The organism is Bacillota bacterium (assembly GCA_013178305.1).
Taxonomy (GTDB): Bacteria; Bacillota; Sulfobacillia; order JABLXB01; family JABLXB01; genus JABLXB01.
In genome coordinates, this window is record JABLXB010000001.1 from 479,986 (window position 1) to 504,524 (window position 24,539).

General features: G+C 63.1%; 20 protein-coding genes and 1 riboswitch. Of the genes, 5 read left to right on the plus strand and 15 right to left on the minus strand.

The window, feature by feature from the left end; translation table 11 throughout:
• Window positions 1-153 precede the first annotated feature (153 nt).
• The 6 genes from HPY55_02270 to HPY55_02295 all read right to left on the minus strand — a co-directional run bounded on the left by HPY55_02270 (window position 154) and on the right by HPY55_02295 (window position 5,256).
• Complete coding sequence (locus tag HPY55_02270) at window positions 154-1,107, minus strand: phosphotriesterase-related protein (protein ID NPV69457.1); 954 nt, start codon at window positions 1,105-1,107, stop codon at window positions 154-156.
• A gap of 61 nt (window positions 1,108-1,168) precedes the next feature.
• Window positions 1,169-1,993, minus strand: a complete 825-nt coding sequence (locus HPY55_02275; GenBank protein ID NPV69458.1) for a BtpA/SgcQ family protein — start codon at window positions 1,991-1,993, stop codon at window positions 1,169-1,171.
• A 55-nt stretch (window positions 1,994-2,048) separates the two neighbouring features.
• Window positions 2,049-3,398: a PTS ascorbate transporter subunit IIC gene (locus tag HPY55_02280; protein ID NPV69459.1), complete on the minus strand. Its 1,350-nt coding sequence runs from the start codon at window positions 3,396-3,398 to the stop codon at window positions 2,049-2,051.
• Window positions 3,398-3,685: a PTS sugar transporter subunit IIB gene (locus HPY55_02285; GenBank protein NPV69460.1), complete on the minus strand. Its 288-nt coding sequence runs from the start codon at window positions 3,683-3,685 to the stop codon at window positions 3,398-3,400. The genes HPY55_02280 and HPY55_02285 overlap by 1 nt, the downstream gene beginning before the upstream one ends.
• 4 nt (window positions 3,686-3,689) lie before the next feature.
• Complete coding sequence (locus HPY55_02290) at window positions 3,690-4,421, minus strand: creatininase family protein (GenBank protein NPV69461.1); 732 nt, start codon at window positions 4,419-4,421, stop codon at window positions 3,690-3,692.
• 40 nt (window positions 4,422-4,461) lie between these two features.
• Complete coding sequence (locus HPY55_02295; GenBank protein ID NPV69462.1) at window positions 4,462-5,256, minus strand: DeoR/GlpR transcriptional regulator; 795 nt, start codon at window positions 5,254-5,256, stop codon at window positions 4,462-4,464.
• A gap of 359 nt (window positions 5,257-5,615) precedes the next feature.
• Between HPY55_02295 and HPY55_02300 the strand changes: the two genes are divergently transcribed.
• The 4 genes from HPY55_02300 (at window position 5,616) to HPY55_02315 (ending at window position 13,418) form a co-directional block, all read left to right on the plus strand.
• Window positions 5,616-10,136, plus strand: coding sequence for a pectin esterase (locus HPY55_02300; GenBank protein ID NPV69463.1), 4,521 nt, complete (start codon window positions 5,616-5,618; stop codon window positions 10,134-10,136).
• A gap of 19 nt (window positions 10,137-10,155) precedes the next feature.
• Window positions 10,156-11,160, plus strand: coding sequence for a multicopper oxidase domain-containing protein (locus HPY55_02305; GenBank protein NPV69464.1), 1,005 nt, complete (start codon window positions 10,156-10,158; stop codon window positions 11,158-11,160).
• Between the two features lie 80 nt (window positions 11,161-11,240).
• On the plus strand, window positions 11,241-12,404 hold the full coding sequence (locus HPY55_02310) for a multicopper oxidase domain-containing protein (GenBank protein NPV69465.1): 1,164 nt from the start codon (window positions 11,241-11,243) through the stop codon (window positions 12,402-12,404).
• A 15-nt stretch (window positions 12,405-12,419) separates the two neighbouring features.
• Window positions 12,420-13,418 (plus strand): ferroxidase, encoded by a 999-nt coding sequence (locus tag HPY55_02315; protein NPV69466.1) that lies wholly within the window; start codon window positions 12,420-12,422, stop codon window positions 13,416-13,418.
• 210 nt (window positions 13,419-13,628) lie between these two features.
• Here the strand turns inward: HPY55_02315 and guaA are convergent, their stop codons facing one another.
• Together guaA and hpt are read right to left on the minus strand one after the other, a co-directional pair.
• The gene (guaA, locus tag HPY55_02320; GenBank protein NPV69467.1) at window positions 13,629-15,185 is read right to left on the minus strand and encodes a glutamine-hydrolyzing GMP synthase; all 1,557 of its coding nucleotides are present in this window, start codon (window positions 15,183-15,185) and stop codon (window positions 13,629-13,631) included.
• The gene (hpt, locus tag HPY55_02325) at window positions 15,175-15,741 is read right to left on the minus strand and encodes a hypoxanthine phosphoribosyltransferase (GenBank protein NPV69468.1); all 567 of its coding nucleotides are present in this window, start codon (window positions 15,739-15,741) and stop codon (window positions 15,175-15,177) included. The genes guaA and hpt overlap by 11 nt, the downstream gene beginning before the upstream one ends.
• 311 nt (window positions 15,742-16,052) lie before the next feature.
• On the opposite strand from hpt, the gene HPY55_02330 reads away from it, so the two are divergent.
• Window positions 16,053-17,780, plus strand: coding sequence for a hypothetical protein (locus tag HPY55_02330; GenBank protein NPV69469.1), 1,728 nt, complete (start codon window positions 16,053-16,055; stop codon window positions 17,778-17,780).
• 219 nt (window positions 17,781-17,999) lie between these two features.
• On the opposite strand, the gene HPY55_02335 is transcribed toward HPY55_02330, so the two are convergent.
• From HPY55_02335 to HPY55_02365, 7 genes are all read right to left on the minus strand, one after another.
• Window positions 18,000-18,536 (minus strand): MogA/MoaB family molybdenum cofactor biosynthesis protein, encoded by a 537-nt coding sequence (locus tag HPY55_02335; protein NPV69470.1) that lies wholly within the window; start codon window positions 18,534-18,536, stop codon window positions 18,000-18,002.
• Window positions 18,537-18,540: 4 nt separating this feature from the next.
• Entirely contained in the window at window positions 18,541-18,975 is a 435-nt protein-coding gene (moaC, locus tag HPY55_02340; GenBank protein NPV69471.1) for a cyclic pyranopterin monophosphate synthase MoaC, read from the minus strand.
• A 105-nt stretch (window positions 18,976-19,080) separates the two neighbouring features.
• The gene (moaA, locus tag HPY55_02345) at window positions 19,081-20,073 is read right to left on the minus strand and encodes a GTP 3',8-cyclase MoaA (protein ID NPV69472.1); all 993 of its coding nucleotides are present in this window, start codon (window positions 20,071-20,073) and stop codon (window positions 19,081-19,083) included.
• On the minus strand, window positions 20,063-22,033 hold the full coding sequence (locus tag HPY55_02350; protein ID NPV69473.1) for a molybdopterin biosynthesis protein: 1,971 nt from the start codon (window positions 22,031-22,033) through the stop codon (window positions 20,063-20,065). Before HPY55_02350 ends, moaA begins: the two co-directional genes overlap by 11 nt.
• Before the next feature lie 20 nt (window positions 22,034-22,053).
• A complete protein-coding gene (locus HPY55_02355; GenBank protein NPV69474.1) occupies window positions 22,054-23,295 on the minus strand; it encodes a molybdopterin molybdotransferase MoeA in 1,242 nt (413 codons plus the stop codon).
• A 31-nt stretch (window positions 23,296-23,326) separates the two neighbouring features.
• A complete protein-coding gene (locus tag HPY55_02360; protein NPV69475.1) occupies window positions 23,327-23,515 on the minus strand; it encodes a hypothetical protein in 189 nt (62 codons plus the stop codon).
• Window positions 23,516-23,576: 61 nt separating this feature from the next.
• Window positions 23,577-23,728: riboswitch (molybdenum cofactor riboswitch) on the minus strand.
• Between the two features lie 85 nt (window positions 23,729-23,813).
• Window positions 23,814-24,497 carry a LysM peptidoglycan-binding domain-containing protein gene (locus HPY55_02365; GenBank protein ID NPV69476.1) on the minus strand — a complete coding sequence of 228 codons (684 nt, stop codon included), beginning with the start codon at window positions 24,495-24,497 and terminating at the stop codon, window positions 23,814-23,816.
• Window positions 24,498-24,539 lie beyond the last annotated feature (42 nt).

Below are 24,539 nucleotides of genomic sequence, written 5' to 3' on the forward strand. Positions count from 1 at the left end.
TCTAGGACTTGGCAATTCAATCCTAACACCCACCTCAGGGCATGTCAACGACGATATCCCGAATGATTCCACTTCGCGGTATATGGATCATTCGGTATTGCGGGGGGCGGGGCCGGGGGGCGGAAGCGAAGGCTCCTGACTATGGAAGGAGATTCACTGGATGAATGAGAACGCTCTCTCTGGGTTGTCTATCAGCATCCTTCTTATCGCGTCCTCGGGTATGCCCTCTTCCCTGAGCCTCGGCGCGAACGTTGTGAGTATATAGCTGTGTCCCGGCCCGCCGCCATACTCGGGCCAGTATGACCTTCGCCCATTATCACCGCCCAGGAGGATCCTGTCCCCAAATCCGGCATCCAACATGCCCTTTATCAGGTCAATGATAACCTCATCGGGCCAGTACTTCACCCTGGACGGGCCGTCGTATCCGAGGAACACCCCGCGTCTTGCCACCTTCTTGTGATACCCGAGGTCGGGGTTCCTGTCAATATGCCCAATGATCATGCTCGAGGACGGGACTCCCAGCGACTCGAGCGCGTTAACCTGTTCGAGCGCCATCGTGCCGCGCTCCGTGTGGGTCGATATGGGGGCCCCGGTGTTCTTGTGAGCCATCGCTGCGGCCACTAACATGCGGTGCTCCCCAGGAAGTATGTGATTGTACTCCGTTCCGGCCTTGATGACGCCGGCCCTCGCGCTCGACCGGTGGACAATGGGGCCGTTGTAGTTGTTGATCTCAATGCCTTCGGTGATCTCCTCGGTTATCAGGCGCGCGATCTCATCTTCGGGGTAGTTGTACACCCAGTGGGTAGCCTCGTAGTAGATCGCTCTCTGGAATCCCGTACATGCGATTATGTGTACCCCGGACTCCCTGGATATGCGGACGAGTTCCTCAATTCTCCTGCCGCAGTCGATCGGGTTCATGTCCACCATGGTCCCGCCGCCATTCCCGGCATATAGTCGGGCGGCCTCGATGGCGTAGTCGACCCTATCCAGGAGCAGGTCCCTGTCGGCCCGGACCTCGCCCCCGCCGATCGTCATCAAGTGGTCGTGATAATCGACGATCCCTAACCGCCCAGAGTCAACAGGTCCAAGCACTGTTTGTACTTTCACAATACCGCCCCCCAGGAAAAGGCCGACCGGCTGGTTCTTCCAGCCGGTCGCCAACTCGGCTTCACCTTGCGTCTCTGTGCGCCCTGAAGGCCTTCACCTTCTCCATGAACTCCACGACGTTTGCCCTCGACACCGGGCTGAACGTCTTGCGGTCCTCCTTGAACGCGGTGCCCACCACGCAGCCGTCCGCGATCTCCAGTATCTTCGCCACGGTCTCCGGCGTGACCCCGGTGTTCGCGAACACCGGGGTGTCAGGCAGGGTGTCCTTTACCTTCTTCAGCGCATCCAGCGGGGTCGCTGCCCCGGCCATGTAGCCTGACACACATATCCCGTCGGCGAGCGAACTGAACACCGCCGTTCTGGCCACCGTTTCGAGCGGCCGCTCCGCGAGTGGCGCCGCGAACTCCGGTACTATGTTGTAGAAGAGCCGGACGCGCGTTGCCCCTATGTTGCGCCTGAAACGCAGCGCCTCGCCCGCGCACGTATCCCACAAACCGAGGTCGCTGGAGTAGACTCCGGTGAAAACCTCCCGCACGAACGAAGCCCCGGTCGCATTCGCGATGGATATCGCCGCGACGGGGTCCCAGAGGACGTCCACGCCGAACGGTACCGGCAGGCCCCGTGACACCTCGGCGACTACCCTGGTCATCGCGGCAATGACCTCAGGGCCAACCCGCGTGAGGTAGGGCCTGTCGTATTCGTTGCAGAACATCACCGCGTCGACCCCGCCGGCCACCAGCGCATCCCTGTCGGCCTGCGCTCCGCGTATCAGTCTCTCCATGCCGCCCGCCTCGTCGTAAGTGGGGGCGCCGGGCATGGCCTGGACGTGGATCATCCCTATTACCGGCTTCTCAGTCCCGAAAACCTCTTTGACCCAGCTAGACATCTTTGTCCTCCTTCGAACGTCGCGGGGCTGGTGAATCCGCCCCAGACCCCCGGAACTACTTACTCTGGTCGGCCCCCAGCCGCCAGAACGCGAATACTGCGATTGCGGCGAAAACCGCCATGAACAGCCAGATGTTCTTGAGCGCGTTGGCTACGGCGGAGAGGATCACCCACACGGTCGTGTAGTCGGTGTTCGGATACACCGCGTTCTTCAGGGCCGTAAGCGGCGCGAGGAAGCTGCCGCCTATCATCTGCAGTACTCCGACCAGAAGCCCCGCGAGTATGGTTGCCTTCCAGCCGCCGTAGTGATTGGCGAACACCCCGAGCGTGCCGCCGTCGAAGAACGTCGGTATCACCCCGGGTATCGTCACGACCCTCGATCCTACAGCCAGGAGCAGGCCCATTCCGATGAACTCACCCGCGAAGGTCGAAACGAAGCCGAGGACCGCCGCCGTCGGCGCCAGAGGGAAGAACACCGGCATGTCGAGGGCGGGGATCGCGCCCGGGATCACCTTGTCAGATATGCCCTTAAAAGCGGGTACGATCTCGGCCAGCATCATCCGGACACCGGTCAACAGCACGACGATGCCGACCGTGAACTGCGCGCCGAGGAACATGCTCCAGAGGGCCCAGTTATCTGGTTTCGCATACGATGCGACAATCTTTTCGCCTGCAAGCAGGCAGATACCCGAGAAGAACAGGGTCATCAGGATGGTGGTCGCTATTACGTTGTCGCCGAACATGCCGAGGTAACCTGGAAGCTTCAGCTCTTCGGTGCTGTCGTTGGGCTTGTTGACCGCTTTGCCCACCAGGCTGCCGATGATGCAGCCGACTCCCGACATGTGCCCCAGCGTGAACGAATCACCCGCGAACTTTCTGGAGTACCTGTGCACCCAGGCCGGGAGGATGGTCCAGTACGTACCCGCGATGAGGCTTCCTGCCACGACGAGCCCAACGCCGTCGAGCCCGAAGAAGTACCGCACCACCCACGCCACGAAGCAGCAGAATGCCAGCATTGTGTGGCCGGTCAGGTAGACGTAGTGAAGTGGCGTGATCCTTGCGAGGATGATGTTCACGATGAACCCGAACACCATGATCTGCGCCGCAAGCCCGACGAGCGGGCCGAGGTTCTCCATGGCCGATACCCAGCCGCCGTATGGGTCCATGACCACGCCCGTCAGCCCGAACGCCTTCTGCAGTATTTCCATCGCGGGCCGGAACGCTCCGAGGAGGGCTGCCGACCCCGCCTTGAGGACGAGAACACCAACGATCGTCTTGATGACGCCCATTACGACCTTATTGCCCGGGGCCTTCTGCACCAGAAGACCTACAAGGGCCACGATTCCCAGCACGAGTTCCCACTTGTTGGCGACGATCTTAAAGCCTTCGATGATTGCGGACAGCATCACGGTGTTCCTCCTTTTCCTTTCGATCTGAAGAATGCTTCAATCTTGGAGCGTATCTCGGTCTTGTCTACGAAGTTGACCACGGGAATAACCGCCTCCCGGTCGGCGAGCTGTTTGGCGATTGTGGGGCTGGCGAGTATCAGGTCGGCTTTCACCGTCCCGAACGTGCCCGTGTCGGCGGCCTCGACTGTGGCCGGTATGCCCATCTCCTTCAATACAACCTCCGTGGTCATCTTGAGGATCAGGCTCGATCCCATCCCATTCACGCACACTGTGATGACCTTCAAACCCTTATCCCCCCTTTTCCCCGCGGACGATGAATGCGATCTCGTCCGCCAGGCGCTCCAGTATAACCTTACCCTTCTCGGCGGTAGCGGCCGTGGCATCGCCGAATACTCCCGTCCTGCTGAAAGTGCTCCACTTGACAGGCCTGTGTCCGTAGTCCGGCGGCACGTCGGAGTACTCGCGCACGGCGCGGTCCACGTGGCACCTCGATTGGTCAATGTGCAGCATGATGGATGTTTCGAGCTCGCCGGCGTGGAAGACGCCGCCCATCAAGGGGGTAGTACACACGCCGGCCGTAACGCGCGGCACATTCGGGTAACAGACGTGCCAGACGAGGGCCGACTCGTGGCGGTCAAACACGATGCGCGCGGCCTCGCGCAGGTAGGCCAGATTCCCCAGGTGGCCCGACAGCAGGATGATCCTCTCAACGCCCTGCGAGACCAGGCTCTCGCAAATGTCGACCGCTATCGCCACGAGAGTCTCGGGCCGGAGGCTGATGGTCCCGGGAAAGCCCTTCGCAGACCACACCTGGCCGTAGCCGACAACCGGCAGGACCACTCCACCAACCCTGATGGCGACCATTTCGGCCAGGCGCGATGCCACAACCGAGTCAACATCCAGTGGGAGGTGAGGCCCGTGCTGTTCACAGGAGCCAAAGGGGACAATCACGTAACCTGCTCTGGATAGCGCTTCTCCTGCCTCTGGAGACGTGAGGTCCGCGAGTCTGACGGTCGTCATAGGGGGATCCCTCCCGGTGTGTAGTCGAGTCCCGCGCGGCCTATCCGCTTTGGGCGTGCCGCTCCTCCTGGCTGAAGGGCGCGATGACGACTCTTACGCCGTTCTTCCTCAGCCAATCGGTCCATTCCGCGGGGGTGTTTCCATCACAGGCAACCACATCGGCGGCCCTGATGGGGGCAACCCTGGCAAACGCGCGCTTCCCGAATTTGCTCGAGTCGGCCAGGATGATTACTTCCCTGGAATGCTCTATCATGACACGCTTGACGGCGGCGTCATGCATGTTGTAGGCGGTGAAGCCCTGGTCCCTGTCTATTCCGGCGACACCGATGAACGATTTGTCCATGCAGAGGTCTCCCAGCGTGCGTTCGGCGATAGTCCCGACGAAAGACCTGTCGCGCTCGCGAAGGATGCCGCCGGTGCAGATGACCTCGAAGCCGCTCCTGCCCAGTAGTTCGTTGAGAACGGCCAGGGAAGAAGTGACGACCGTGAGGCCTTTGGCCGTGAGCCTCCTGGAGAACTCGAGCGTCGTTGTGCCAACGTCGATACCGATGCATTCGTTCGGCTCCACGAGCCCTGCGGCAACCTCGGCTATAGCCCGCTTGCTCTCGGCGTTCTGCACGCTACGCTCGAGAAACGGACTCTCGGCCCCGACTCCGGAGGGCCCGATTCCGCCCCCGTACGTCCTTACGAGCAGCCCGCGCTCCTCCAAGCGCGCGAGATCTCTCCGTATTGTCATCTCCGAGACGCTGCAGGCCTGGCTTAGCTCGCTGACGCTGACGAACTTCTTCTTCTCGATCAGCGACAGCACGACTTGTTCCCGTTCCGCAGGAAGCATGCTGCCGTCACCTCTCGTGCGCCTTTGCGGTCTTGTCCATTATTGTTCATTTTTGTTCACATGTGTTCTTCTTCGTCCGGTGCGGAATTCCTTCCGCGAGAGGGCGATGCCCGGGAAATCCGGTAGGACTCTTCCTTCGGCACTTCGAAAACCGCAAACAGCCCCTGCGTGAATGACCTCGGGGCCGCAAGACCTACGAGATACCCCGGCAATGGCCCCAGCAATAGCCCCGGGGATAGTCTCTTTCACCTTTTCCCCGCGATCGTTGTGGATCGTAACACCTGCAGCCCCGCCGGAATACGATGCTACTAGTGTTCTGTTAACCTGCAAGGACGCCACCGCGCAAGGGGGTCGGCAACGTGGAGGAATCCGGATCCGTAAAGGGCGCGTCCAGCGGCACAATCACGGTTGTCGCCAAGGACGTCAGGTTGGGGGATCCGATTCAGGAGTTCAAATTCATCGTTAACGAGGACAACGTCGGGGACCCCCAGGTAGAGATCCCCGAAGGGCTGCGTGACCCAACGAAGCTGCCATCGCTGAAGCCCGGGGCCAGCCACAGTCCAGTGGTGGCGACGGGAGAGTCCTCTACTTCCTCCGTCCCCGTGGTGATGGTCCCCGACGGGAAGTACCTCGTTTCGGTGCGGGCCGAAGGCTACAAGATGGAAGGCACGTGGGTTACCGTCTCGGGCGGCGACGTCGTGGCGACCGTGAACCTTCAACCCCACCCCCTGCCCCTGTCCAGGATCAGGGTACACGTGTTCCACGACAACCACCCCGTTAACGGGGAGGACGACTTCCCCATGGAGACCGGCCTGGAAGGGTTCCACATCACAATCGACGACGAGGTAGGCGAGGTAACGGTCGATTACTTCGGCAACCCGATCGGCACCAAGTACGAGGTGGACCAGGACGGGAACGTAATACTCGACCTGGACGGTAAACCGGTACGCATCATAGGCACCGGCGGAAAAGTCTTGACAGACGCGAACGGGAATGCCGTGATCGAGAACATACCCCCCGGGAAATACGGCGTCCAGGCGATACCTCCGGACGGGACCGATTGGATCCAGACGACAACGATCGAGGGCACCCATGTTATAGACGCCTGGGTGGAGGAGGGCAACGACGGATATCTGCGTGAAGAGGGCTTCAGGTCTCCACTCGTGTGGATAGGCTTCGTCAAACCGATGGGGTTCCCACCGTCGATGCCTTGGACGACAGGGGTCATCAAGGGCCGGGTCCTGACCATAGTCGACTTCGAGCCGCCCCTCAGGCCTGCCATGCTCGGCGAGCCGATTGACCGCCCCTGGATAGCGCTGACCGACATCGGCGGGAACGACGAGCAGGTGTACACGGGCCGCGGCGACTCCAACGGCAACTTCTTCATCGAGAACGTGCCGCCCAGCCTCTACCAGATGGCGATCTGGGATGAGCCGCTGGACTATATAATCTCCTTTCTCACGGTGCTGGTGGAGCCGGGCCAGACGGTGGATGTGGGGGACATCGGCCTCCCTCGCTGGTATGGCTATCTTAAGGGAGCAGTGTTCAACGACCCCGACGAGACCGCAAGCCACGGTCTTGGTGAGCCGGGAATCCCCAACGTCGATGTCCAGACGCGGTTCAAGGACGGAAGCATCCAGTACACTACCGTGACTAACATGGCCGGTGACTACGCGTTCAACGAGGTATTCGAGCTGGAGCGGTTCGCGGTGGCCGAAGTGGGATTCACGCGCTTCGCGCGGACAGGGGCCACCGCCGTTCCGAATTACGGTCTGCCGATGCCGGCGCCGACCGGCTGCACAGATCCACGGGGTAACTACGTCAAGTGCCCTGAGACGTACCCCGGGATGCTAACGCTTGCTGAGCTCACCTGGGCGGCCAGCACCAACCGTATAGACTTCGGCAAGAGGCCTTATAACCCAGGGGAAAACGGCGGCATTACAGGGATCGTGTACTACGGCACCATGAGGAACGAGCTCGACCCCAGGTACGCGGTTGCCGAGGAGTACGAGCCCGGTGTCCCCGGTGTGACGGTGAACCTGTATGCGGCCAGCGTCAACCCCACGACAGGCGAGGTAACCCAGGGGGCCCTGCTGAGTACCGTAACGACCGATGCGTGGCAGCACCCCACCGGGTGCGTGGACCAGAACGGGAACCTGATACCGTGTCTCGAAATCCCGACCAGCTCCAACCAGATCAGGCCGGGCGTGTTCGACGGGGGCTACGCGTTCGAACCGCTCGCGGCGGGGACCTATATCGTGGAAGTGGTGCCCCCTGTGGGATACAGGATACTCGACGAGAACTCAGTGAACACCGGCGAAGGGGACGAATTCGTCCCGTCGCCGCCGGTGGCCGCGCAGGCGGCTGCGCGGGCTGCAGCCCGCGCAGCTGCCGCCCAGCCCGAGCGGACCACACCGGGCAGCCTTGCCGTTCAAATGGCGCCGGCCCCCTATTATCCCATCCCCACACCACCGTATTATGACCCCACGAAGAAGGTGGTCACGGTCAGGGACGGGCTCAACGCAACGGCGGACTTCTTCATCTTCACGGATGTTCCGGTCCCCGGGCGGATCGTGGGGTGGTTACTGGACGACCTGAACCTGGAGACCGATCCCAACCGCATCTACTACGGCGAGAAACGGGGTATCCCCGACACTCCCATAGGCATCAGGGATTTCGAGGGCAGGCTCATAAGGACGGTCTACTCGGACATTAACGGGGTATTCGATGTGCTGTTGCCGTCTTCGTATACGCGGAATGTACCAACCCCTTCGGGAGTATCTCCGGCGATGTACCGCGTTATCGGGAACGACCCCGGCGATCCAGACAACCCCAACGCGAACTACAACCCGAACTACCAGACCCTCGATCTGGTGTTCGACGTCTGGCCCGGGAAGACCACTTACGCGGACGTGGCCGTATTCCCCGTCTCCGCTTTCGTGGGCCTGCCCGGCGCGCAATTCACTACGCCGCCCTTGTGCAACGCGGAACCCGGGACACCGGAGATCTACCACGTCGATAGAGTCCATGTGGGTCCCATAGGAAGCCGTACTGTGACTATAACGGGGAAAGACTTCGGCCTCACACCCGGGACGCTCACCCTGGACAACGTAGCCGTCGCGACCACACTGTGGACAGACACGTCCATCGAGTTCGACGTCCCGAACATACCCGGAGGGCCCATACAGCTCCTGGTGAAGAACTCGACAGGCAAGGGGCGCGCCACCGGAATAACGATTCACGTCCTGGACGCCACCTACAATCCGCCGGTCATTAACGTCCCCAGCGTGGCCTACCCGACGATACAGTCTGCGATCGACTCCGCGATCGACGGTTCCCTGATCGTGGTGGCCACTGGCACGTACTACGAGAGCCCGATCCTGTATAAAAACGTCAAGCTCCAGGGCATGGGGGCCCACGACACCGTGATCGACGGGAAGTTCTTCGCTTCTTACGCCGCCGACTGGCTAACACACCTGAACTCGATCGACTTCGATGGTCCCGAACTACCCCCGCCGGGCCCGGTTGCCGGTTTCAGCCAGGGCCAGGTGGTGACTGTCGTCTCCAAAGCGGGGGCATTCAGCCCATCATTCAGGCCGCAGATAGACGGCTTCAAGATCACGGGGGCCAGGGGGAAGGAAGCCGGCGGAGTCTACGTTCACGCCCAATGCCGGGGCCTGGTGATAAGCAACAACATCATACGGAGTAACGGTGGCGGGTTCGGTGGCGGGATCACCATCGGCAAGGCGTACTGTGGAAGCAACTACAACGAAGGAATCCGGATTCACAACAACCTCATCGCCAACAACGGCGGCATCAGCCTCGCGGGCGGAATCGGGGTATTCAACGGTGCCGACAACTACGAGATCGATCACAACGAGATATGCGGCAACTACTCGGGCGAATATGGCGGCGGCATCTCCCATTACGGCCTCAGCAACGGCGGGCGAATCCACCACAACTGCATACTGTTCAACGGCTCGTTCGACGAGGGGGCCGGCGTGTTCATCGCAGGCGAACAGCCTACCGCTCCGGCCGTGCTCACCGCCGGTTCGGGCGAGGTGGATATATACAACAACATGATCAAGGCCAACGTGGCCAACGATGACGGTGGCGGGGTCCGCCTTCTGCAGCCCCTGGACTACCGCATCAACATCTACAACAACTTTATCGTAAACAACGTGTCGACAGACCTCGGCGGGGGTATTGCCCTGGACGACGCCTCGAACGCGGTTATCTTCAACAATACTATCGCAAAGAACATAACCACCGCCACGGCCGAGGACAGCGATGGGTATCCACACGCGGCGGGGCTGGTCAGCGAGGCGCACAGCGCCGCATTCATGGCCACGCTGCCGCCCGGTGAACCGGGTTATAGCGATCCGGTGCTATTCAACAACATCTTCTGGGACAACAGGGCCGGTGTGTTCGACCTGGACCTCAACGGTGGACGCGGCGGGATCGCGGGGATCGGCGCTGCGGGGGATCCATCGCCGATCCGTGTGATGGACCTCGAGGTGTTCGCGACTCCCGCGCTGTTCGACCCCGAGTATTGCACCCTGTCCTCGGCATATCCAGCGGGAAGCAACAACCAGGTGGGGAACCCCGCGTTTGTGCAGGAATACGACCTCGAAGTAACCGCCGTGGCGTTCAACATGGAACCGGGATTCAAGTCCGTGAAGATAGTCAATGTCACCCCGTTCGCGCAGGGTGACTACCACCTCACCGCGGGTTCCCTGGTCGCAATCGACAAGGGCACGGCGCAGGTGACCAGGATCAGGGGCGGCGTACCCGTCGTCTACCACGCGCCCACGGACGATTTCGACGGGGAGACCCGCCCCAAGGGCGCGGCGTACGATATCGGCGCTGATGAGTTCTAGGGTGGGGGGAGAGTGCGACATGGCCGAGGTCAAGAAGCGATTCGGCGCCACCGATGGATGGATGAAGGTGCCCGGCGGCGGGACTTACTATATATTCGGCTTCGTGGACATCACCGGCGTGCCGGAGAACATGATATTCGAATACAGGGGTAAGGCCAGTCTGCCGGCGCCGATGCTCGAGGTCTATGAAGGCGACACGGTCTACCTTACCCTGACCAACCTTGGGATGCCGACCAGGCCCGACCTCGACGACTCACACACGATCCACTGGCACGGCTTCCCCAACCAGATCCCCCTGTGGGACGGCGTCCCCGAGGCCTCGATCTCGGTGTTGGTGGCGAGGGACTTCGAGTACTACTACAAACCCCTCGACCCGGGGACCTACAAGTACCACTGCCATTTCGAGCCCGTCGAGCACATCCAGATGGGCATGGTGGCGCCGCTGGTGGTGAGGCCCCTCATCGAAAAAAACCCCGCCTACGCGGGCAGGAAGTTCGCCTACAACGACACAGCCACCGAGTTTGACCGGGAATACCTCGTTTTCCTGACGGAGCTGGACACGGACCCGCACAACCTCGTGGCGAGCGTTCAGAAATTCGACTGGACCGAATACAAACCCGAGTACTGGCTGCTGAACGGCAGGTCGTACCCGGACACAGTCAAGCCCGACAACGACCCCGCCCTCCCGCAGCAGCCGTACTCCTCGCTGATAACCGCGGTCGAAGGGGAGAGAGTCCTGCTGAGGTTCATCAACCTTGGATTCCAGCAGCACTCGGTACAGATCCTCGGCATTCCCATCCGAGTGGTGGGCCAGGACGCCCAGCGGCTAAGGGGGCTTGGCGGCGAGGACCTGTCCTACTGGAAGAATGCCCTGTACTTCGCCCCCGGGCAAACGGTTGACGCGATATTCACGGCGCCGGAATCCGGCATCTATCCAATGTACAATCGAGGTTACCATAAAAACACCAATTCGGGCCAGGGGTTCGGCGGGATGGTCACCGAGGTGCGGGTGCTCAGCAGCTAGAAAGACGGATGGCGGCAGACCGTCCCGGGCCGGCGCTGGCGCCGACAGCCCTGGATGCCGGCAAGAGGGAGAGATTCGCGATGGCTACGATAGACCTGTGGGTTAAGGACGGCCATTTCAGTACCCCCGACGGCAACAGCATTTATTTCTGGGGCCTTTCAAAGACGGCCGGCGGTCAGGCCCAGATCCCCGGACCGCATATTGTCGTCAGGCAGGGCGAGACGGTTACGGTCAATCTTACAAACACCCTCAATTCCGAGCCTGTCTCAATATGCTTCCCCGGCCAGCCACAGGTGACGGTAGGGGGCAACCCCGCCCAGCCCCAGTACGGCCCCGGGGGGAGCCTGCTTTCGTTTACGAACCATGCCCCACCGGGCGGAGGAACGGTCTCGTACACGTTCACACCCAACCGCCCGGGGACTTTCGTCTACGAGAGCGGGACCAGCCCACAGACACAAGTACCCCTCGGGCTCTATGGCGCGCTGGTCGTCCGGCCGGCGGATTACGACCCGGATGTCGCCTCGCGGAAGACGGCATACGGCGCGGGCACAGCGACGGAGTACAACAGGGAGTACCTTCTGATAACCAACGAGGTCGACCCCGACCTCCACTATGCCGTGGAACAGGGCAGGCCCTATCCAGTCCGCAAATTCAAGCCGCGCTACTGGACGCTCAACGGCCGCTGCGCGCCCGACACGATGCTGCCCGACAACGTGCCGTACCTCCCCCACCAGCCATACGGGGCCATGGTCATGGGCGTGCCCGGTGAGAAGATCCTCATTCGCATGGTTGGCGCCGGCATAGACAATCACCCACTCCATACCCACGGGAACCACACAAGGGTTGTGGGGCTCGATGGGCGGCTCCTGAGGAACGGCTCCAGGGATCTGTCGTTCAAGCGGTTCACCGTGCTGGTCGAAGCCGGCCAGACCTACGACCAGATCTACCAGTGGTTCGGGCTCGGCTACACGCCCGAGAACCCGATCCCGACCACAATGCCAAACCTCAGGAACCTGGGGATCGGGGATGCGGGCTGGACCATGTGGAGTGGGAGCCCGTACCTGGGGGTTAAGGGCGACATCCCCGTGGGTGTCGTCTCGTTCAACGAGGTCGGAGAATACCATTTAATGCTTCACGCACACGAAGAACACAAGATCACCAACTGGGGCGAGTTCCCCGGGGGGCTAATGACGATGATAGCCATCTACCCGTCGCTCGGCTCCGGAGTGGGGACGCTGGAGTAGAAAGGAGAGACTCACATGGCTCAGGTTTTGAGGAGTCTCTGGGTAAAGCAGGGTACCCTCTCCCTGCCAGGGACCAGCGTGCCTTTCTGGGGGTTCGCAACCTCGTTCGCAGGGGCGCCGAGGCTCCCCGGCCCTGTGATCGAGGCCACCGTCAGGGACACAGTGATCGTGGTGCTGCGAAACTGCAGCATCCTCATTCCGGCATCATTGATATTCCCCGGCCAACACAATGTACGCGCCATGCGTCCGGGATCGGGATGGCGCCGGGCCGCCCCGCAGTACAGCGGCGGAGAGATGATCTCGCTCACTGACTTCCTCGGGCCTGACTCAACTGGGAGAATCAGGTACAGGTTCACGGCGACAAGGCCGGGGGTCCACCTGTACGAAAGCGGGACCAACCCCGAAAACCAGGTCCAAATGGGATTGTACGGAGTGCTGATTGTCCGGCCCATGGGGCACGATATCCCGTACACCCCGAATTACCGAACGGCCTACGGCGCAGGCACCGGCTCGAGGTTCGACGTCGAACACCTGCTGGTGCTCGGTGAGGTTGACAGCCAAATGCATGCGGCTCTGGGCCAGGGCGGCGGCTACGACACACTCAGATTCGCGCCCGATTACTGGATGATCAACGGAAGGTGTTACCCCGACACCATCAAAGCCGACAACGACCCCGCCCTGCCGAGCCAACCGTACGGATCGGCAATCACGGCGAGGGTGGGGCAAAGACTCTTGCTCCGGCTGGTCAACGCGGGTTTTCTCCCCAATACGATGCACTTCGGGGGGCTCGTAGGCCGGGTCGTGGGGACGGACGGGTTCGCACTCCGCTCGCGGGACGCGGACGGCACATACGAGAAGGCAGCAGTTACGCTGGGCCCCGGGCAGACCTTCGACGTACTGTTGAGGCCCCAGAATACGGGGGTATACTATCTCAGGGCGCGCGAGTACAACCACGTCGTGAATAACGACACGTTCCCGGGCGGGATGATGACCAGGCTGACGGTGACCACCTAGCAGTGTGGATCCGCATCCGGCGGTTCATCAGGCGTGACGAAGTCGATAGTGGTCGATTAGGGTGCAGAGTCCCTGGGAACGCCAGTAGGCGGTGTTCGGGGCTTTGTTTAGGGGGCCGGACGCTATTCGGTGAAATAGCCCAGCCATCCCCGCAGGTACGTATTCTGCTCGGATAGCCCATCTGCGCCGCGATCTGCCGCACCGCTCTCTTCATTCCCACTCAATCGTCCCCGGCGGCTTCGACGTGATGTCGTAGACTACCCGGTTGATCCCTTTTACCTCGTTGACGATGCGACTCGAAATCCGCTCGAGCAGGTCGTACGGCAGCCTCACCCAATCGGCGGTCATCCCGTCGTCGCTCGTGACAGCCCTCAGTATCGCCGTGTACGCGTACGTCCTGCCGTCACCCATCACTCCCACGCTCTTCATGGACGACAGTACGGCGAAGCTCTGCCAGATCTGCCGGTACAGCCCCGCCTCCCTTATTTCCTCGATGACGATGGCGTCCGCCTCCCGGAGTATGTCGAGCTTCTCGGTCGTGACCTCGCCGATGATGCGGATCGCCAGACCCGGCCCGGGAAACGGCTGCCTCCACGCTATCTCCTCGGGCAGCCCGAGCTCGCGCGCGACCTCCCTCACCTCGTCCTTGAACAGGTCGCGTAGAGGCTCCACGATCTTGAGCTTCATCCCGGGAGGCAGTCCTCCCACGTTGTGGTGGGTTTTTATCACCGCCGCCGTCCTGGTGCCGCTCTCAATGACGTCGGGGTAGAGTGTCCCCTGGATCAGGTAGCGCGCGCCCTCGATCCGTGCGGCTTCCTCCTCAAATACCCGTATGAACTCGTGGCCGATGATCTTGCGCTTCGACTCCGGGTCGGTGACTCCGCGAAGCCTTTCGAGGAAACGCTCCGCCGCCTTGACGTGTATCAGGTTGATGTGGAACCGCTCCCGGAAGGTGCGCTCGACCTGTTCGGCTTCGCCCTTCCTGAGCAGCCCGTGGTCGACGAATATGCAGGTGAGCCGGTCGCCGATGGCCATGTGCGCCAGGACCGCCGCGACCGACGAATCGACCCCGCCGCTCAACGCGCAGATGGCGCGGCCGTCGCTCATCTGCTCTCCGAGGCGCGGGACCGCGTTGTGAATGAATGACCCCATGTCCCACGTGCCGGAGCACCCGCAGATGCGATACAGGAAGTTCCGGAGGATCTCCCGCCCGCGATGCGTGTGCACTACCTCGGGGTGGAATTGAACACCGTAAAGCCGCCGGCGCGGGTCGACGATGGCGGCGAACGGCGCATTCCTCGTCCGCCCGAGCGCGACGAACCCCCCGGGGGCGGTCAGCACGGAGTCGCCGTGGCTCATCCAGCACTGGGTGGGACTCTCGACGCCAGAGAACAGGCCCTCCCTGCCGGGTGCGTCGCCGAGCACCTCGAGATCCGCCTTGCCGTACTCTCGTTTACCGCTTCTCCTGACGTCGCCGCCGAGCAGGAGGCTCATGAGCTGCATGCCGTAGCATATCCCGAGAACCGGGACGCCCAATTCAAATACGGCCGGGTCGCACCTGGGCGAACCCTCGTCGTAAACGCTCGCGGGCCCGCCCGTCAGGATAATCCCCCGGGGGTTCCTGGACGCGATTTCGGGCGCCGGCGTATCGTTGGGCAGGATCTCGCAGAATACGTGGGCCTCGCGCACCCGGCGCGCTATCAGCTGCCCGTATTGGGCGCCAAAGTCCAGGATTACGACGTTTTCGACGGCGGGGTCACTCGACACCGGCCTTCCCTCCCGTTGGTGAGTACACTTCCGGCTTCAACACGCAAATGAACGGCAGCTGCCGGTACTTCTCGTTATAGTCCAGGCCGTATCCGACCACGAACGCGTCCGGAATCTCGAAACCGACGTAGTCGAGGGTGACTGGGACCTTCCTGCGCGATGGTTTGTCGAGCAGGCAGCACACCTTCAGGCTGGCCGGCTTGCGCGCCTTGAGTGCCTCGCAGAGGTACCTCAGCGTGAGGCCCGTGTCGACAACGTCCTCGACGATCAGCACGTGCCTGCCTTCGATGCTCTCCTCGAGGTCCTTGGTGATCCTTACCACGCCCGAACTCGACGTAGAGGCACCGTAGCTCGAAACCCCCATGAAGTCGAAGGAAGCGAGGCATCTGAGGCTCCTCGCCAGATCCGACAGGAAGATGAACGCGCCTTTCAAGATCCCGACTGCGATCACCGGTTTTCCGGCATAATCCTCGGAGATCCTTCGCGCCATTTCCGCGACCCGCCTCTGGATGGCGTCCGAGTCGAACAGGATCTCCTCGATGTCGCCCGAGAACATTCCGTTGCCCTCCATACGACCCTTGCTGCCACTCCTGCCGCGTGAGCCGGCACCGGTTTTCCGGCCACCCCTGCGAGAACCGTCGCTTGCCAAGACAGAGTCACCCCCGGGCGGTATACCGAAACCTATAACCAGAGTATCGCAGCGTAGCCGTTCGAGTGTCAAGAACACAGGTCAACCCACACGCTCCGTGTTCGACACCCGCCTCCGACACCAATTGCTTGTACTACGATGGAGGGCTGGTGTAACATTTCCCTGAATAAGGCTGTACTGCCACGTACTGCCAGTCGAAGGGGGTGTCAGCCCGGTCTATGCTCAAGCGTCACGAACGTATTTCCGAGAGCCGGAGGACCACGCGCACCAGAGTGATGGCGCTCGCCCTCGCCGCGGCAGCCCTGACCGGCCTCGTCTCCGTGGTTCAGTTCGCGCAAGGCGACGCGTCATCGCAGAATCGCACGTCACTTCCGGCCCGGAACTCGTTCGCGCAGGAAATGCTGTCGCTGCGGCGGATGGCCATCAACTACGTGACAAACGAGGCGCTTGCCGCGGGCCGGCTTGCGCCCGGCGACCCCGCGCCGGAGCCATACCCCGGACCCGTCGCTGCGCAGGCTGGGTCCGCGGGCGGCTTCCACACGGAAAGGCGATCTGCCGTGGACCTGGGCGCCGCTATCCTGCGTACCCTGTGCGGGGTGCGGGCAGGCAACCCGCCGGCCGTTCGAAACGCATGGGCTACGCCTGCTGATTACTGGACCGCATTCGAGCGGGGCTGGGTCGCGCATTTTGCAGCGGTGGCCTTCGACAACAGCGCGTTCACGAAGGAAGCCGCGAACAGTGCCTTGCGCTGCGTGGCCGCTCACGACTACTGGGCGAGGCGGCTGGAACGTGAGAGGTCGTCAGGCCCGGGAATGGCGTCGCTGCTTTACCCGCTATGGCACGAGCGCTACGGCTGGGCGTCCACCTTGAGGGCAGTCAGGGGCGGTCTTCCAGGCCCTTGGCTCTCGTCCGGCCAGTCCCTCCGGCGAGATGGGGACATCGTGCCGGACGGTTCAGAATTCCTGTTGAACGGCGATATGGTGGGCTCGGTCATCTACGCCATCGTCACCGATCCGAGGGTTCAAGCCACGTACAGACCGGCCCGGTTCTACGCCGCGTTTCTACCCCCGGGCTCGACTTACAACAAGGATTCGCCACCGCCCGCGGAAACGTTCTCGCCGCTGCAGAACGCCTACCTCAAGGTATTCCACGTGCTGGCCAGGTCGGTCAGGCCCGGTTCCATCCGGCAGGGGCCGTCTCCCCTGATCACGCTGGTATCGGAGTACGCGCGACAGTTCCCGGATGAAGCACCGGCTGTCTACGATGATTTCCTGCGCGCCACGGACGGCCTGACCGTCGACCCATCGATCGCCGGCTACCTGCCCCCGCGCGGACGGGCCTGGGACGCGTACGAACGGGACCGCCACTCAACCCTCCTGGAGCAGGCGCGGGAAAGGCTCGTCCGCGGCGAGATCGCGCCTGACGCCTCGGTGAGGTACGCGCCGGAGACAGCCGGCGAGACCGTTACGGCAGAACAACCGGGCGGAGGCCGTATTCCCTGGGGTGGACCCTATTACAGGCTCAACCAGGTACTCGTTGCGCTGGTGGCGAGGGTAATCCTGTCGCTGACAGCGTGGGGTCTCGCAAAGGCCGCCTTCTACGCAATCCGCAGGGCCTGGACTACGGACAGCCTCCTGGAACTCGGTGCAACGCGCACACCCGGCCCGATCCGGTCGAGGTTTGGCGCCCTTCTTTGGGCGACGTCGAGACTCGCCGGAATGGTCAGCCTGAGCCTCGCTCTCATGGTAGTGCTCCCGCCCGTGCCTCCCAGCCTCCGGATGATAATCGGAGTGGTTGCCGGTGTCGTCGTATGGAGCGTGGCGGGCCTTCCGTGGGTCCTGGTGGCTCCCTTTCCTGGGTATTCGAGGAGTCTGGCGCGAAGGGAAGTCGTATGGTCCATCGCATCGACGGTGGTGGCCTCAACCGCCCTCTTGCTCGCGATCTAGCTGCGCGTTGACGTAACCTCGCAGGTACCGGCTGCATAGCATGTAGCAGCACCAAAACCTGTACCCGGGAGGCATGAGCTATGGAGAAATCCAGTGATGGCTGGTTCGGCGGAAACTGGGCCTTCATTCTGTTCCTGGTTCTGATACTGCTGTTCTTCGGCGACAACTGACGGTTGTCCGGATGCGCGGCCCGGGTCTCCCCCGGGCCGTTCGCCTTCATCAGTCCCCCAACCTCGCGCAATCCCGCGCCTGCCCCCTCAGCACCTCCACAGCATGGGGGATCACCGGAAGGATCACCTCCAGGCACTCCTTGACGGCCCTGGGACTGCCGGGCATGTTCACGATGAGACACTGACCGCGTGTGCCCGCCACCTGGCGCGACAGCATCGCGTGCGGGGTCGCCCTCATCCCTGCCTGGCGCATCGCCTCGGCGATACCCGGCACCTCGCGGTCGATCACGGCGTACGTCGCCTCCGGCGTGTGGTCCCTCGGACTCAGGCCAGTCCCACCGGTCGTCAGGATAACGTCGATGCCCCTGTTGTCCGCCATGTCGGAGATCTCACGCGCGATGACCTCGGCCTCATCGGCGACGATCACGTAATGGGCGACCACGCCCCGCGCCGCTCCAGCAGGGGGCCCTTCAACCATCTCGCGTATAACCTGACTCGAAAGGTCCTCGCGGTCGCCCTTCGAGCCCGAGTCGCTCGCAGTCAGAATGCCGTATTTTATGGATTTTCTGGCTGTTGCGTCGTGCATTGAATCATCCCCGTACGTAAGTCCCGCTCTTCCCGCCGGACTTGAATATGAGCCTGACATCGCCGATGATGATGCCCTTGTCAATGGACTTGCACATGTCGTATATAGCGAGGGATGCCACGGACACGGCCGTCAGCGCCTCCATCTCCACCCCGGTACGCCCGATGCTCTCCACCGTAGCCGTGACCTCGACGACAGGTCGCCCTTCGCTAAATGAGAATTCGACAGACGCCGAACTGATGGGAACCGGGTGGCATAACGGGATGAGCTCGGGCGTGCGCTTTGCGGCCATTATCCCTGCGACCCGCGCCACGGCCAGCACGTCACCCTTGGGGATGTCGCCCTCCCTCAGCCTTTTCAGGGTCTCGGGGGCCATGAGCACCTCGCCGGCGGCCACGGCTTTCCGTACGGTTTCGGGTTTTCCCCCAACGTCAACCATCACCGCCCTGCCGCGTTCATCGAGATGAGTCAACCCTTTAGAGGCCGTTTCGCCGGCCTGCCCGCCGGGACCGCGCGCTTCGCTCACGTCACCAAGCCCCCTCTCCTATCCACCGATCCTGGACATTAACCGCGCGTCAAGCCCGGCGGCGCATTCCATCGAATGCTCCAGCGGCTTCATCATCGCGGCTTCCCCGAACAACTCCGCTATCCGCTCATCCGTGCAACCCGCGCGGATCTCCGCCTTGACGTCGATCTCGGCGCCGGAGGCGAGACATGGGCTGATCTTGCCCAGCGAGGTAAGCCTCATCCGCGTGCACCTGGAGCAAAAATGCGCGGTCATGGGGGATATGAAGCCCACCTTCCCCCGGTAGCCTTCGATCCCCAGATAGCTCGCGGGGCCTCTTCCCGCGAGCACCGTCGCGGGCAAGACCCGCCCGCCCGAACCGGATGCGACGGCCTCTACCCTCGCCCTGAGCTCGGACGCCGGTATGAATCGCTGGTTGAACCAGGCGTCGTTCCAGCCGACCGGCATGAGCTCGATAAACCTGAGGTGCACCGGCCGGTTCTTGATGAACTCCAGCATAGCCGGTATTTCGCCGTCGTTGAGACCCCTCAACGGCACGCAGTTCAGCTTGACGGGGGTAAGCCCGTGTTCGAGCGCCGCGTCGATCCCTCGCAATACCTCCGCCAGGTTCCCCCCGCGGGTGATCGTCGCGAAAGTGGCCGGGTCGAGGCTGTCCAGGCTTATGTTCACGCGCTTCAGTCCCGCGGCCTTCAGTACGGGCGCCAGGTCTTCGAGCCCGCTGGCATTCGTGGTCATTGCCAGGTCCTCAAGTCCCCGTATCTCCGCAAGCCGCGCGACCAGGTCGACTATCCCCCTTCGCATGAGCGGCTCACCGCCTGTGAGCCTCACCGTCTGGACGCCGCACGAGACTCCGGCGCGGACAACCCTGACGATCTCCTCGTAGGAAAGGAGGTCGCTGTGGGAAACGAGGGGCGCCCCACCTTCCGGCATGCAGTAAATGCAGCGCATATTGCAGCGGTCGGTGACCGAGACTCTCAGGTATGTCAGGTTCCTGCCGAATCTATCCCTCAACGGGTTCCCCTCCAACCACCCTCACGATCCCGGTTTCGCGGGTGTCGTAGCCGCCGAGCGACTCGACGGCCTTCTTGAACTCCTCTGTCCGCAGGACCTCCAGCATCAACCGGACAGGCGCGGCCTCGAGGTGTTTGGCCGGAATCGCCAGTTCGTAGCGCTCTTCGCCCACCGGGATGAACTCCAGGTCCAGCGCCCTCGCCGCCGCGAGTATCCCAAGCCCCACGTCAGCCGTCCCGCTCGAGACTGCGGCGGCCACTGCCATGTGGGTAAATTCCTCCCACTCGTAGCCGTGGACCGCCACGGGATCGATGCCGGCCAGATTCAGATGATAGTCCAGCAGGAGGCGCGTACCCGCGCCCCGCTGCCTGTTCACGAACATGACGTCGCCTCGCGCCAGGTCTTCAAAACCCCTGATACATCTGGGGTTGCCCTTTCGCACCATGAAACCCTGTTGGCGGTGCGCGAGCGTTACCAGGTGCACGCGCGTCCCCGGCAGCATCCGCCTGACGTAGGCCGTGTTGTAGTCCCCCGTGCCGGGGTCGAGAAGGTGTGTCCCGCACGCGTGGGCTTCCCCGCGACGCAAAGACGTGAGCCCGCCCATGCTGCCCACGTGGGCGGACGAGACGGAGTACCCGGGATGATGCGCCGAGAGCATACCACCGAGAACGTCCAGCGCAACGTCATGGCTACCGATTATCACGACGGAGTTGACGATCTCATCCACGGGTCGGAGCAGTTGTACTGGGGCCTCCGACCCCTCTTCAAACCCTTCCGAGAACCTGGGGATGCGCATTATGCCGTCGGCGCGGACGAGCGAGGTTATCAGTCCCGCCCCTCTCGCCACCGGCGTTGCGACGAGTCTTCCGTCGATGCTGCCGAGCTTGACCCTCACGTACTCGTCGACGCCCGCCTGCGAAGCGGCCCGCCTCGAGAGGACCGCCTTGACCCCGGTGACTTGCGGAGCCGGTAATCCCTGGAGCCTGTAGAGCAGCGGCCTCAGGAACATGCAGGCGGTTATGTAGGCGGAAACGGGGTACCCCGGGAGCCCCACCACCGGCTTGCCGTGGGAATATCCCAGCACAACCGGTTTACCCGGCTTGATCGCCACCCCGTGAACAACCACGGCGCCGGCCCCGGACACAGCCGCGGAAGTGAAGTCCTCGCGGCCCGCCGAGGAACCCGCGATTAGCGCAACCACGTCCGCGGAGCACGCGGCGCCGGCGAGCGCGCCGGCAAGCATTGCGGGGTCGTCCGGGCAAACGGGGAGAACGCGCGCCTCTCCGCCCCACTGTGAAACGAGCGCCGACACGACAGTCGAGTTGTAGTCGGGTATCTGGCCAGGGGCTGGCTCGACACCCGCCGGCACGACTTCGGTTCCCGTGGGCACAACCGCGACGCTGGGTCGCCGCCTTACCGGGACTTCCGAATGCCCGCACGCCAGTAGCGCCCCGAGGTCTTCCGGCCTCAGCGAACGGCCGGCGGGGAACAGCATCTCGGTGGCGACGATGTCCTCACCGATCTGCCGGACGTGCTGCCATGGCGACGCGGGCTGGATCACCTCGACGACCCCCGCGGCCCTGTCCGCATAGTGGACGTCCTCGGCCATGATCACGCAGTCGAATCCGCTGGGGAGCGGGTCGCCGGTGTCCACCTCCAGCGCGTCCACCCCGAGCCGCAGGCGCCGCGGCGCAGTCTCAGATGCGTCGAAGGTCAGCGCCGCCCGGGTCGCGACGCCGTCCATCGCCGAAGCGACAAAGTGCGGGGACGACCGGCGCGCATACACTGGAGCGGCGGTTATCCGGCCAAGCGCCTCGCCCACAGGGATCATTTCGGACCCCACGGGCTCGGACCCGGCGGGCGCGAGTACTCCCGCCTGCTCGAGCGCCGCGAACCAGCGGTCGAGCCCTTCTTCCCACGGGAGCGTGTCCAGGTATATCCTTCTTGAAGCTGAAGTCATACAAGAGCCCCCAGCATCCATCAGATAGGGTAGACGTCGACGAAAGCGCCCGCTTCCACGCCACCGGCGTCCAGCGGGATGTGTATCATGGCCTCGGCCCTCGTCAACGTGGAGATCAGCCCCGACTTCCCCAGCACCGGGTCCACCCAGGCTTCAGCGCCCTCCCGGCGGACGGTGCACCGGACGAATTCGTCCCGCCCCGGCGCCGACGCGAGGCTCCTCGAACAGCGGGCGCGGAACGGGATCCCGAGGGCGAAACGAACGGGGTCGTCCCCCAGGTCCTCGCCCCCCAGGTGCCTCAGCAGCGCGCTCACCACCGTCCTGTACGCCACCAGTGCGGACGCCGGATGACCCGGCAGCCCCGCCACGAGCCTATCGCCGATCACGGCGAGTATCGCCGGTTTCCCGGGCCTCAGCGCGAGGCCGTGAACGACGACGCCCGGCTCACCGAGGGAATCCAGGGTAGCGGCGACCACGTCCCGGACACCCGCCGAACTCCCACCGCTGATGACGACGGCGTCGAGCTCGAGGGCATCCCTCAGAATGGCCCGCAGCTCGTCCGCGGAATCGGGGGCCACCCCCAGAAACACCGGCGTCATACCGTCGCGCTCGATCGATCCCGCAAGCGCGGCCGCGTTGACGTCCCTGATCTGCCCCGGTCCGGGGTCGCGGCAGGGGTCGACAACCTCGTCGCCCGTCGAGAGCACGCCCACCATGGGGCGCGCGTAGACTCCTACTTCCACGACGCCCAGGCCCTCCAGCGCGCCCAGCTCCTGGGGCCTGAGCCTGTGGCCGTCGCGTAGAACGACGCTGCCCGCGGCGACGTCCTCGCCGCGCTTGATCACGTTCTCCCCGGGGGAAACGGAATACCCCACGGCGACGTCGCCGTCACCCGGTTCCTCGCAGTATTCGAGCATCGCCGCGGCGTCGGCACCCGGGGGCAGCGCACCCCCTGTCAGAATCCGCATGGCCGACCCTGCCTCCAGGTTCCTGACAGGCATCGAACCCATGACAACATCGCCGCACAAGGTCAGGTAGGCCGGCATGCTCTCGCTCGCCCCGAACGTGTCCCTCGCGCGGACCGCGTAACCGTCAACCGTGGACCTGTCGAACGGCGGAAGGTCGCCTGCCGCCACGACATCGCAAGACAGCACCCGGCCCAGCGCCCCGCGGGCCGGCACCATCTCCCGGGCGGTGAATCCGCGCCGCATTAGCGCCCGCACGGACCCGACCGCGTCCCTTATCGTCACGACGTCAAGCAAACCCGCCCAGCGCTCTCCTTTACGGCTTTTCTCAGATCTCCCTCTTGAAGCAGCCGAGCTGGCAGCCGGTGATCTTCACGCCGAGGGCGTCGGCAGCCTTCCCCACTTCCGAGGGGGAGACCCCCAGCCTCTTGGCCAGTTCGAGCGCTTCCCGGCACGGCAGTCTCGAGTTGGCGGCCGCACGCTTGACCGCTTCCCGGACCGCGTCACCTGCGTCCATCGAAACCACACCCCATTACGATTGAGAAAGTAATCAGAAGGCACCCCCTGCCCGGCAGAGGGTGCCAGAACGAACGGCTCCTTTCCGAACATGGGAGGCACAGCGGTTTCCCGCGCACCCTCGACACCGGCTACACACCGGCGCCTCGGCCGTGGCCCGCGGACGGCGTGATCACCGCCCGTACGGGTCAGCGGCTCGGAGTTCAATATGCGCTTTTGCAGCCTTTACACCGATCATACGACGAAATGTGGCGTCTGTCCAATGCCAACGCGACCGGGGACTCCAGCCGACGTGTCACTTACCGCTCTTCACGTTCCGGCGGCACGGGTATCACCAGCATGTCGCCGGGGCGTATCACGTACGGGTGCCGTATTCCATTCCACGCAGCCACTTGCCTCCAGTCAAGACCGTGCTTCGAGGAAATCCCGGCCAGGCACTCGCCCTTTTCCACCTCGTGCATGATGAACTCGGGGACGGGGATCTTGATGCGGTCCCCCGGTTTGAGAGTCACGTCCGCGGGTAACCCGTTGAGTTTCGCCAGCACGGCTGCCGGGATACCCCACGCCTGCGAGATACTCTCCAGTGTGTCTCCATCCTTGACCTCGTAGCCCGACTGGCTCCATTCCCAGGCCGCCACGAGAGCCCTGGCAATTCGCATGGTATCCCCGCCCACGACGCCGTCCGGTCTCATGCCGTTCGACGACTGGAACCTTCTCACCGAACACTCGGTCACCCTGCCAAAGTATCCCGTGGGCTTCACGGTGAACAGCCCGAGCCGGCGCAGCAGTGACTGAAGGTACCAAACGTCCTCTCCCGCAGCCCCTCGTCGAAGAGGCCTGTATCCAAAATGAGCGGCAATACATACCGGGTTCAGATCAGACACAACCGCGCTCCACGGCGCGATACCCGCCACAACAACAAACACTGCCGTCGCGAGTAGCGTGTATACCATCCGGCGCAAAACACCCGCAGCCCGGTTCAAATAAGCCACCCCCAGCCACCAGGGACTAATTCTACCAGTAAT